12 protein-coding genes are annotated in these 11,839 nt (G+C 35.0%); 1 reads left to right on the top strand and 11 read right to left on the bottom strand.

Annotated elements, in window-relative coordinates; all coding sequences use genetic code 11:
- Positions 1-7: 7 nt before the first annotated feature.
- The 5 genes from CDIMF43_RS02245 to CDIMF43_RS02225 form a co-directional block, all read right to left on the bottom strand.
- Positions 8-259: a hypothetical protein gene (locus CDIMF43_RS02245; RefSeq protein ID WP_034572549.1), complete on the bottom strand. Its 252-nt coding sequence runs from the start codon at positions 257-259 to the stop codon at positions 8-10.
- A gap of 474 nt (positions 260-733) precedes the next feature.
- Positions 734-1,504, bottom strand: a complete 771-nt coding sequence (locus tag CDIMF43_RS13780) for a C40 family peptidase (RefSeq protein WP_109841075.1) — start codon at positions 1,502-1,504, stop codon at positions 734-736.
- Positions 1,505-1,526: 22 nt separating this feature from the next.
- A complete protein-coding gene (locus tag CDIMF43_RS02235; RefSeq protein WP_109841074.1) occupies positions 1,527-1,856 on the bottom strand; it encodes a hypothetical protein in 330 nt (109 codons plus the stop codon).
- A gap of 424 nt (positions 1,857-2,280) precedes the next feature.
- Positions 2,281-2,760, bottom strand: coding sequence for a 23S rRNA (pseudouridine(1915)-N(3))-methyltransferase RlmH (rlmH, locus tag CDIMF43_RS02230; protein WP_034572552.1), 480 nt, complete (start codon positions 2,758-2,760; stop codon positions 2,281-2,283).
- A gap of 61 nt (positions 2,761-2,821) precedes the next feature.
- The gene (locus CDIMF43_RS02225) at positions 2,822-3,007 is read right to left on the bottom strand and encodes a CxxH/CxxC protein (RefSeq protein WP_074402374.1); all 186 of its coding nucleotides are present in this window, start codon (positions 3,005-3,007) and stop codon (positions 2,822-2,824) included.
- Positions 3,008-3,200: 193 nt separating this feature from the next.
- On the opposite strand from CDIMF43_RS02225, the gene CDIMF43_RS02220 reads away from it, so the two are divergent.
- A complete protein-coding gene (locus tag CDIMF43_RS02220; RefSeq protein ID WP_332888387.1) occupies positions 3,201-4,145 on the top strand; it encodes an alpha/beta hydrolase in 945 nt (314 codons plus the stop codon).
- A 44-nt stretch (positions 4,146-4,189) separates the two neighbouring features.
- Here CDIMF43_RS02220 and CDIMF43_RS02215 read toward each other — a convergent pair whose 3' ends face one another.
- From CDIMF43_RS02215 to yycF, 6 genes are all read right to left on the bottom strand, one after another.
- On the bottom strand, positions 4,190-5,353 hold the full coding sequence (locus tag CDIMF43_RS02215) for a S1C family serine protease (protein ID WP_051915751.1): 1,164 nt from the start codon (positions 5,351-5,353) through the stop codon (positions 4,190-4,192).
- Between the two features lie 468 nt (positions 5,354-5,821).
- Complete coding sequence (locus CDIMF43_RS02210; RefSeq protein WP_404989895.1) at positions 5,822-6,631, bottom strand: MBL fold metallo-hydrolase; 810 nt, start codon at positions 6,629-6,631, stop codon at positions 5,822-5,824.
- 120 nt (positions 6,632-6,751) lie between these two features.
- The gene (locus CDIMF43_RS02205) at positions 6,752-7,618 is read right to left on the bottom strand and encodes a two-component system regulatory protein YycI (protein ID WP_109841072.1); all 867 of its coding nucleotides are present in this window, start codon (positions 7,616-7,618) and stop codon (positions 6,752-6,754) included.
- On the bottom strand, positions 7,608-8,939 hold the full coding sequence (locus CDIMF43_RS02200) for a YycH family regulatory protein (protein ID WP_162532897.1): 1,332 nt from the start codon (positions 8,937-8,939) through the stop codon (positions 7,608-7,610). Before CDIMF43_RS02200 ends, CDIMF43_RS02205 begins: the two co-directional genes overlap by 11 nt.
- Positions 8,936-10,771: a cell wall metabolism sensor histidine kinase WalK gene (gene walK, locus CDIMF43_RS02195; protein ID WP_109841070.1), complete on the bottom strand. Its 1,836-nt coding sequence runs from the start codon at positions 10,769-10,771 to the stop codon at positions 8,936-8,938. The genes CDIMF43_RS02200 and walK overlap by 4 nt, the downstream gene beginning before the upstream one ends.
- A 6-nt stretch (positions 10,772-10,777) precedes the next feature.
- Positions 10,778-11,485 (bottom strand): response regulator YycF, encoded by a 708-nt coding sequence (gene yycF, locus CDIMF43_RS02190; protein WP_034572575.1) that lies wholly within the window; start codon positions 11,483-11,485, stop codon positions 10,778-10,780.
- Positions 11,486-11,839: the final 354 nt, after the last annotated feature.

The following is an 11,839-nucleotide window of genomic DNA, read 5'->3' as shown; positions in this document are numbered from 1 at the left end:
ATCCTCCTTAGAATTTAATTTTACTGTCTTCAATAGCAATCAATTCAGCAATTTTTGGAAACTTATTGCCTTGTTCTTTCACACACTCAATTAAATTAGTTAAATCTGGTAATAATTGATTCGTTACTTCTGTACCCGTCTTCATACTAGATACATTACTTTCTCCTAAAGAAACTTGTTGACCTTTGTTTACTTCAACTGATTGGATACCAGATATAGCGTTTGTAGCAGCGCCACTATCAGATGCAATATGACCCATAAAAAAAATCATCCTCTTTTATTATTTTTCAAAAAGATACACAAACACTTCTTCTTTTACTTTATTGATTTATAAAAAACTAACGTTCTTCTATAAACAGAGTAACATTTTATACAGTATCTTGTCTATTTTATTTGTCACATGATACATTTTTTTATATTAAACAACTGCTATTAATGACTTTTAATCCTTGAATACAAAAATACTCTCAAAAACCTTTTAGGCATTGAGAGCATTCTTTACTTCTTATATTCATCAAACTTCTTTACTCTTTTAAACATACTTTCTTCACATTTTGTAAGTATACTAAAAGAGTAGTAAGGATGACACACATTCTTACCTAAAATTAAACAACAACCAAACTAACTTTTTTATTTTCATTTTTTCATAACAACTCCTCCAAAGTATAATGAACAACTCCTTTTTTGCCACCTGACTCTCCATCAGGTGGTTTTTTGTCGTCAAATCACCTTGTTAACTAGACCACGTTCCAACATGAACAGAACCTAGCATAAATACATTAGGTAACGCATACGGTAAAATAAGAGAAGGTAAAATCATATTCAAACCATTATTATTTGTATTATAATAAGATTGATAAACAATTTTAGAGCAATACGTTGGATCTTGATTAAGAATACCTCCGCTTAGTCCATAAGAGATATTTTTACCTTTAATATTTGCAATTGCCCAATTCGCGGCATTTCCTGGTTTATAAGATGATACTCGATAAATTTTAGTCCATTGACCAGGCTGTGAGGAATAATTTTTCATCCAATCAAAAATACCCAAAGCCTTTGGTTTAGCACCATAACCAGCTATACTCAAGATTGATCCATCTGGTAAAAAGATTCCTGCATGACCTGTTAGCCCTGCTGAAGAGGTTCCGTTTGTTATAAACATATCTCCTGCCTGTGGGATAAAAGCACGTTCTCTATATTTTGTATCAACTGGATCTGTCGGTTCTGGGACACTTAAAGCTACTGTGTAATCTTCATAACTCATATCTTCTGGTAAAATACCTAAGTTTTGGTAATTTAAAAATTCATCATAACTGGGAACACTTATTTGCCTAGATAAGTTACCTCTACTATTTTCTACTGTTTCAAAAGTAGTTAATTTATCCCCTGTTAATGCAAACTGATTGGCTAGAGACTGTAACTCCGAATGATCCATTGCCTTTGATTCTGAAGTAAAACAAAATAATCCTGCTAATAATACCGTTAATAACAATATTTTTTTCATTCCATCACTCCTATTCTTGTATTTAATTAATTTTATCAAGCATTATATCTGGTTCCCCACCTTCTTTTACTTGATAGAGTATGATGCTTTTTCGTTCATAAAAATAAAATGCTCGATATTTTTTTTTATCGTTTTTTATTTCAAAATAAAAAGTGTACCCTCCACCTGCTATTTTGTAGTCTCTAACCTCATTCGTTATTGTTACTTCATTTTTTAAAATATTTTCTTTTTCTAATTTAGCATACAATGCATCTACTGCAATCGATTTACGATAAGGTAAATACATTAGGATACTGCCAATTAAACAGCATACTAATAGAATACCAATAACGAATTTTAGTTTATTGCTCATTTATTCACCTACCTATACACTATTAAATTAAACCGCTTACACAAAAATACAATTTTATATATTTTAAGTCAACATTTTGATAGTAATCGTTAGAATATCGATGATATTCGTTTATAAATTTCTGAGGTAAATTCTTTTTTGTATCTTTTTCAAGTGATTAGTTCACATCGGCATACTTTAAATATATTAAAAAGTAGTTGGGACAAGTTATAAAACAGTAAAAACAGCATGAAATACATTTTTACAAATGTTAATTTCATGCTGTTTCTTATTTTTGGTTAGATTTTTTTCACTCAAAAATATAGTTTTCACCCAACCACTAGACAATAGCTACATTAATTAATATACCCTCTTATGATTCCCCTAAAACTGTTAGCTAATTCCATACTCCCCATACAACCCCATTCTCCAAGAAGAACCCTCACTACTTATGATAGGGTTCCCCCTTCATAATCCGATACCCTCGATAAACCTGCTCCACCAAAACCAACCGCATCAACTGATGAGGCAAGGTCATTTTTCCAAAGGAAATTTGTGTATTGCTGCGTTTCAAAACCGCGTCACTCAGACCCAATGATCCACCAATCACAAAAACAAGCTGGCTTTTCCCACTAATCCCTAATTGATCGATTTCTTTTGAAAATTCTTCAGAAGTACGTTGTTTTCCTTCAATTGCTAAAGCAAATACATAGGCATTTTCTGGAATTTTACTTAATATGCGCTCGCCTTCTTTTTCTTTTACTTGAATCATTTCAGCTGCACTCAATTTTTCTGGTGCTTTTTCATCCGGTACTTCAATCAATTCGATTTTACAATACGCTCCCAGACGCTTCACGTATTCCTCAATTCCCATTTTTAAATATTTTTCTTTTAATTTTCCCACACTAATTATTTTGATATTCATAGTTTCTCTCCTTTAATCACAGGTTATCCACAGAAGTTATCCACATGTCCACAATTTCATATCATGATTTGGTAGGCGAACAGAAATTCGCCACCATATATATGGGTTGACTTTTGCAATAAGTACATTTTGTTTGTTCGTTATCCACAGGGGTAAACTGCTCTAATACAGGCATCTCAAAACCTGTATAAACAGCGTCATCAAGCGCTTCTTCAATGTGTTCGTGACAAGCATAAATCGGTTTCATCCACAGGACCTCCTTTTTTTTGTGGATAAGTTATGCACTCCACAATCCTACTATCTTTCATTTTACAGTACTTATCCCCAATGTTCATTACTTTTTTGATTTTCTTATCCACAATTTTCTTTAACTGTCTGTTTTTCTCAGAATAGTCGTTTGTGAACAATTGGTTTTATGATACAATCATAGTAATTCATTTATTGTTTTAAAGGAGGTTTTTATCATCGTAAAAGAACGAATCACGTACTTATCTCATAATCAGGAAACACTTATTTCAGCAAGTATCTGGCGACCCCTTGGTACACCAAAAGCTATTTTGCAAATTAGTCACGGTATGGCTGAATTTATTGATCGGTATGATGATTTTGCTCGTTATCTATCAGAAAATCAATTTCTTGTAGTCGGAAATGATCATTTAGGACATGGCGACTCTGTTGCTACGGTTGAAGATCGTGGGTATTTTTCAAAAGGAAACGGGAAACAGCACGTAATTGAAGATATTAAGAAACTTCATGATTTAATTAAACTAGACTACCCTCATTTGCCCTATTTTTTAATGGGGCATAGCATGGGCTCCTTTATTGTTCGTAACTTTCTTCAGGAATATGGGGATACGATAGATGGCGCAATTTTAATGGGGACTAGTGGTCCAAAGCCTGAATTAAACTTTATTTTAAGTCCTTTAACGTTATTAAATAAAATAAGTCCTAAAACACGCAATCCACTTGTGGATAAATTAGCTTTTGGTAATTTTAGCGCTTATTTTGAGGAAACTGGTTCTGATTTTAATTGGTTGTCAAAAAACCAACAGAATGTCGCTTGGTATGAAGAGCATCCTCAAACAGGTTTTATTTTTACAAACAATGGCTTTTTAACGCTCTTCACGTTACTCAACGATGGCACCAAAAAAGGATGGGCAACTACTATTCCAACTGAGCTTCCTATTTTAGTAATTTCTGGGGATCAAGATCCAGTTGGTGGTATGGGAAAAGGCGTTCGAAAGGTTTTTCATGAGTTGGAAGACGCGCAATTTACAGACATTACCCTTTGCACATACCCGGAATTGCGACATGAAATTTTAATGGAAGATTCTTACTTGCTTGTCTATCAAGATTTACTAAATTGGCTGAACAGACATCTTTAAATAGAAAAAGACCTAAATCAATCAAGATTTAGGTCTTTTGTATTTTAAAGGCTTTTTGAAGCTTCCATCGTAACATTAGCCGTTGCTTCTTTACCATCTCGGTAATATTTCACATCAACTTTATCCCCAACTTTTAAGTTATAAATTACTTTTCTTAGAGACACATTGTCTGTCACTGGTGTGCCATTGATTTCAACGATTGTGTCGTATTGTTTTAAACCAGCTTTTTCTGCTGCTGAGTTCGTTTGTACATCCGTAATAACGACACCTTCTGTTACTTTTTCAGGTAATTTAAGCACACGTTCTTGTTGTTGTGCAGAAATTTGTGATAGATCACGAAGCGAAACGCCTAATACTGGACGAACGATTTCGCCATTTTTCTCTAATTCGCTAATAATTTTCACAACGTCGTTACTTGGAATCGCAAAGCCCATTCCTTCAACTGTGTCTTGTGAAATTTTCATTGAATTGATTCCGATGACTTGTCCTGCGATGTTGATTAGAGCCCCACCAGAGTTTCCTGGGTTGATTGCAGCATCTGTTTGGATAGCAGTCATATCCCAATCTTCTACGCCATCTTCGTTAATGTCCATTGCAACGGTTCTGTTTTTCGCAGAAATAATTCCTTGTGTAACAGAAGTCGCAAAGTTTGTTCCAAGAGGTGAGCCGATTGCGATTGCTGGTTCGCCCACTTTGATGCTATCTGAATCACCAAATGTCGCTACCGTTTTTACTTTTTCAGAAGGGATTGATAAAACTGCTAAATCTGTCCAAACATCCGATCCAATAACTTTGGCTTGAACTTTAGTGCCATCTTTTAAAATGACTTCAACAGCATCTGAACCGTTGATTACATGGTTATTTGTTACAACGTAAGCCGTATCGCCATCTTTTTTATAGATAACGCCACTACCTTCACTTGTTGTTTCTAAATTTGAACTATCGTTGCTTTTAGATTGGCTGTAATCCCCACCAAGCATTCCTTGTTGGTTTTGTTTTTGCATATTCGCTACTGAAACCACAGCATCTTCTACTTGCTCAACGGCCTTTGTTGTATCTGTCGTTACGTTTGCTTTGACATTACTCGTTACAACGTTGCCTTTATTGGTTGTAGTGTCTGGTACTGAGCTATTATCTTTTGGTAGATAAGAGAATGCTAATCCACCACCGACTAAAGCGATAATCAAACCACCAATTAGTCCACCGATTAAGCCACTCTTCCAAGAACCACCCGATTTACGTGGTGGATTCGTTGCTGGTTCTTTTGGCGGACGACCGCCTCCATTTCCACCGTTTCCATTCGTCGAAGAGCTTGATGAAGCTCTTTTAGGTGTTTCTTTTGGTGTTTCCCGTGAAACATTTTGAGAAGATTCTTGCGATATTTTAGCTTCATTTTCTGAACTTACGAATTCATTTTTTTCTACTTCTGTTTGATTATTTTCTTCTGGAATAAGATTTCCATTTGCATCGTATCTCACTTTTCATCCACCTCTTTAGTTGTATTTTATACTCTTAGTGTACCTTCAATTTTTGAATTTTATATGAATATTATAGGAAAAAATACGCTATTCTTCTATTAATTCTATCACAGTTTCTTCAAAATCGATAAGGTTTCACATTATTTTGTGGTATGAAAAAAAGCTCTGACATAATTTTACTTATGCAGAGACTTTATTTTATACATTAAATAACGGAGAGGCTACTTCTGGGTCTGTATCATAGATAGTAAAGGTCTCATTAACACCTGTCCCTTTTTCTTTTAAAATATCCGTTGCCGTCATATGTGCCAATTCTTTAATATTGTTATCCTTGCTTAAATGTCCTAAATAAATTCGCTTAGTTGCGTCTCCTAATACATCCGCCATAGCAATTGCGCCATCTTCATTTGATAAATGTCCTTTATCGCCTAAGATACGCTGTTTTAAAGACCACGGGTATTGGCCCATTCTAAGCATCTCTAAATCATGATTGCTTTCAAAAAGATACGCATCTGCATTTTGAATCACACCTCGCATACGGTCACTTACATAACCTGTATCTGTTAACATTGCAAAACGTTTATTGTTTTTATGGAAGCAATAAAATTGGGGTTCCACCGCATCATGAGAAACGCCGAAGCTTTCCACGTCAATGTCACCGATTGTCATTACTTTGCCCATTTCAAAAATATGTTTTTGTTCTGTTTTGACTTCGCCAATAATAGGGGACATTGCTGCCCATGTTTTTTCATTTGCATATACGTCAAGCTTGTATTTGCGAGCCAAGACGCCTACTCCGTGAATATGGTCACGATGTTCATGTGTAACCAATATCCCATCAACATCTGCAATATCGCGATCAATTTGCTTCATTAATTCGGTTACTTTTTTCCCACTTAACCCACTGTCTACCAATAATCGTTGATTGGCGGACTCTATATACGTCACATTTCCTGAGCTGCCACTCGCTAGAATACTGACTTTTAATCCTTGATTATTCTCCATCATCATGAAACTAGTGCCTCCTCAATCTATCTTCTATAGTTTACATCAAAAATGGAGGAATGCAAATAAGGAAAGGTTATATTTAACTAAAAAAACAAGCTTCATTTTAGGAAGCTTGTTCATTTATTCCATATTCCCATCCGACACATCACTAGCTGAATCAGTTCCATCTGTTCGACTAGACAAATCTTTAATAATTGATCCATCAATGGCATTTACAAGTTTAATTTTTACTTCATTCGACGTTTTCACTTCAATATACCAAATAGGTCCATAAATACTTAAATCTTTTAGACTTAATGTTCGATGATAGCTTAAAATCGGCTTGCGAACTTCACTGTTTGCTTGAACTTCGCTATTTTGATAAAGCAATTCAACAGCTCGCTTCTCAGAAATCAACTCACGACTTTTACCCGTCACCTTCACAGGTCCTGCATAGGTTTGTTCATAAGAAATAATACGGTTATCATTATCTAAATGGAAGGTAATTTGGCCCGTTCCATCTGTGATTGGAATGTTATTGGCAACTTGAGTATACACCAACTCTTTTTTATCTGGAGTAAATTTGAAATATTGATACTCACTACCAAAAAGAATTTGATCATTTTTAATAAATTCATCCACTTTTGCTAAATCAGAACGCTTAAACTCACGTCCTGCTGGCATCAATTCAAAAGAACTCGTTAAAATACTGTATAATAAATTGCTACTTTCCATCCGTTTGACTGTTTGTTTGTTTAGTTTTGATAAATTTTGTTCTAAAAGATCTTCATTTTCAGCTTTAACAAAGGGAACCGCTATTTTCTCATCCGATAATTTTGAAGGTACTTCAATTGATTCCTTCTTCATTTCTTCCAAAGTATTGATTTTCAAGCTACTGTCATTTTGATACGATACAATTTTATTTTTGTCCAAATAAGAAGAGAGCAAAAAGATATTTAAGCATAGAAATGTAATGGTAAAAATAATCTCTATTCGTTTAAAGTCCATCTGTAGCTCCTCCTTTTTGTCTAATTAAACTTTCTGCGTTTAACCAGACTCCATTGATACATGCATACCAACTAGGTTCAAGATCGACAACACGACTAGACTCTTTACTATTCGTCCAACAATACCCAATTTCAAGACCTTCGATTTGTTCATTTTCAATTCCAACTTGATTCAAGGAAGCTAAAATATCGCTGCCTTTTGCCAACTGTTTTTCGTCTTCTTTATCCGATAAAGGAGTCTGAGCAACAATTAAAGGCACTTGCAATTGTGATAACCCATTTTCTGATACGGTAATATAAGTCGCTCCCAAATCGTCTTCATTCGTGCTAGTTTGACTAGTGTTGCTAAAAATTGGATATCCTTCAATGTAACGCCTGTAGATGGCTTGTTGTTTTTGGTTATTGTAATTAAAATAATGAACGGATCCAGGCCAATTTTCATATTTTTGTAATTCATAGAAACTACTTTTCAGCATATCAACTAAATCAAGTTTGTTTGTAGTTGTTCGATTACGATAATACGACAAAATATTCGTAGATTGACTTACTTTCATTCGGCTAATATTATCATTGAATTGTTCATAACCTGCCTCTGCAGTTGATTCTTTGACTTCAGAGGTATCATCAAACAAACGATAAATGAAGAAACTATTGGGTTGTGTTTCTACCATATACGCATACTGTGGCAATTTCACTTCTTCTGTTGGCAGGTACACGTACTTACTTCCTAGCTTTTGAAGAGAAACCGATGTGTAGTTTTTATCATCAGCATCTAACAGCTCATTAAGTTTTTTCTTATCGCCATTCTCTAGCTCACCTGAGTAAATTTTCTGTTCGCGGTCATTGTAAAAATGAATGCTAGTGGGATCATCTAATGAAACAGTAATTCTTTGGAAGGTTTCATTTTTATAGACATTTGCTAGTTTCCCAAAAAACTTACTAAATAACCCTAATGGCAATTCATTTGGAAAAACAAGCTCAACATTATTATTTTCTGAAAGTTTCTCAGTGTAGTCTTCTCCTGAATATACTTCTGAAGAATCAATCGAAGCAAATGACCATGTTGCAAATTCTTTGTTAAAATTTCTCATTATGTCAGTATCTACCGTCAATTCCTTCATGTTGTTTTTATGGAGAACAACCATTGTCGGAACAAAGACTTCATTGTCTTTTCTAGAAACGGTAATTTCTGAGAGTTTACTCGTATTGCTATTCGCTTTTTTTTCATCTTTTCCTGGCATTGTCCAAATCGCCCACGTTAATACTAAACTTAAGGCGACTAGAAAAATCAAAAATCCTCGAATAAAATGCATGCTTTTCATTCCCATTCATCCTCCTCATATGGAACATAAGGTAAGGCAATGAAAAAGGTTGATCCTACATTTTCAGCACTTTCTAACCAAATTTTCCCACCATGTTTTTGTACAACTTCTTTTGAAATTGCTAAACCTAGCCCTGTTCCACCCATTGATCTAGCACGGGCTTTATCTACTCTAAAGAAACGGTCAAAGACATGCGGAATATCCTTTTTAGGAACTCCTAAGCCTTCGTCGGCTATGCTTAAAACAACACTATTGTGCGTTTCAACCAATCGGCATGTAATGGTTCCTCCTGCTGGCGAATACTTGATAGCGTTATTCATAATATTATCCATTACTTGAATCATTTTATCCGCATCAACTTCAACCCATAAATCACGTTTGGTAAATTCGCGTTTAATGACAAAAGGTTTTTCAGGTTTGTCATTGGATTGAATCATCATATCAAACCGATTTAGCACATGGCTAAACAATTCATTGATATTGACATATTCCAATGAAAGAACATCTTTTCCTGCATCCATTCGCGAAAGATTTAGCAAATCACTAATCATGCGGATCATGCGATCTGTTTCTTCTTGAGTAACTGCTAAGAATTTAGGTGCGATTTCAGGATCCTTCCATGCCCCATCATTCAATGCTTCTAAATAACTTCTCATACTGGTTAATGGCGTTCTCAATTCATGAGAGACATTTGATACAAAGTCACGACGTTCACGCTCCACTTTTTCTTGTTCCGTAATATCATGTAACACACAAACTAAACCGCTAATAAATCCAGTCTCTCTTTGAATCAATGAAAATTCACCACGTAAAGTCACTTCATTCTCTTCTGTTGAGAAATCCAATATCAACTCTTCTTGTGTTTCTAACAACTGACGGAACGTAAAATGATGCTCGATTTTTAGAATTTCTAAAATAGAGTGTCCTAAAGCGTAATCTTGTGTTAAATTCAGTAAATCCAACGCTGTTTCGTTGATAATAACGACTTTCCCACGACGATCTGTAGCCACAACACCATCTGACATATGTGCTAGCACACCATCTAACCTACGTCTCTCCGCTTCTGTCGATTCTTGTGCTTCTTCTACTTTTGTAGAAAGGTTATTAACAGCCAGTGACAACTGACCAAGTTCATCTTGTCCGTAAATCTTCACTTGTCCGGAATAATCTCCTTCAGCCATTTGAATCGCTTGTTTTTTCATTTCGGAAATAGGTTTCGTTATTGCCCGGGAAATAAACAGCGCTAAAATGACTGTAACCACCGCTGCAATCATTGATGCTCTAAAGAAAATGAGCGTAATATCGTTAATTTGATCGTATACTGATTCAATATTCGACTCTAAATTAATGACTCCTAGCACCTTATTGTCATCTGAAATAATCGGCACAACCAATTTCCAAACACGTTCATTGGTGCTTTCGTCTGAATACTGCCTTGTTATTTCACTTCCAACTAACAATGCCTGCTTAACGTCAAAGTCCGTAGATTTGCGTCCTACCATGTTTTCTTGGTAATCACTTGTCCCAACAATATAATATTTCCCATCTATCACTTCTGCTTTAATGACATTTTTAGCCGAGAAGTCCGTTAACAATCTCCTAACATCCGATTCAAAATTTTTGGAATCGGGCTTTTTTAATAAGGGTTGCAGATTGTTATCCAAAAATCCCACTCTTAGCCTCATTTGTTCTTGAAAATTATCAACCATTTGTGTTTCCAATTGTCCGACAAAATAAGCACCAATAATTTCTAGCGCTACGATTAACAGAAATACAAATACAATAACAATTTTAAAATGGATGGATTGAAAAATTTTAATTCGTTTATTCATGAACGATTACTCCTGTTCAGGGTTTCTCAAATAGTACCCAACACCACGTCTTGTTACTAACCAAGCTGGATGACTAGGATTGTCTTCAATTTTTTCTCTTAAACGTCTTACGGTTACATCGACTGTTCGAACATCACCAAAATAGTCATATCCCCAAACCGTTTGCAACAAATGTTCTCTTGTCATAACTTGTCCTAGATGTTTTGCTAAATAGTGCAGCAATTCAAATTCGCGATGCGTCAATTCAATTTTTTCACCACGTTTTGAAACGATATAGGCATCGGGATGCACCGTTAACGCACCTACTTCAATCTCATTGTTGTCTTCTTCTTCCACAACAGCTGTTCCAATTGAACCGTGTCTTCTTAAATTGGCTTTAACTCGCGCTACTAATTCACGATTTGAAAAAGGCTTCGTAACATAGTCATCTGCTCCTAATTCAAGTCCTAAAACTTTATCGATTTCTGAATCTTTAGCTGTTACCATAATAATCGGCATATCATAATTTTTACGAACTTCACGACACACTTCTAAACCATCAACCTTTGGCAACATTAAATCTAATAAGATTAAATCTGGTTCCACATCGGGTACCATCGCTAAGGCTTCTTCTCCATCATACGCTGTAAAAACTTCATATCCTTCTTTAGTTAAATTAAATTTCACAATATCTGAAATCGGCTTCTCATCATCTACTACTAGTATTTTTTTCATATTGTAACCCTCCTTGGATTCAATAAAGCGTTTAATACGGATGGCAAATTTTGCGTTCAGCTTAAAGATAACTATGCATTTTTTTGCCCAGTAAGCTCATCCTATCCTCCATTATACCTAACCAGTGTAGGAAGTGCAAAATTTTCATAAAATTAACAAATCAATAACTCTATTCTTATCTAAAAATATCCGCAATTAAAATAAAAACCCGTGATTTTCAAGTTGAAAATCACGGGTTTTTTAGTTTTATTTATCTAATTCATTTTTTAATTTATCTGCAATAAACTCAACATCGGTTCCAACAATAACCTGAACAGCTGTTTCGTTGATTTTCACAACACCACGTGCTCCTGC

The organism is Carnobacterium divergens, assembly GCF_900258435.1.
GTDB classification, from domain to species: Bacteria; Bacillota; Bacilli; order Lactobacillales; family Carnobacteriaceae; genus Carnobacterium; species Carnobacterium divergens_A.
This window is presented reverse-complemented; position numbering and strand designations above follow the sequence as displayed.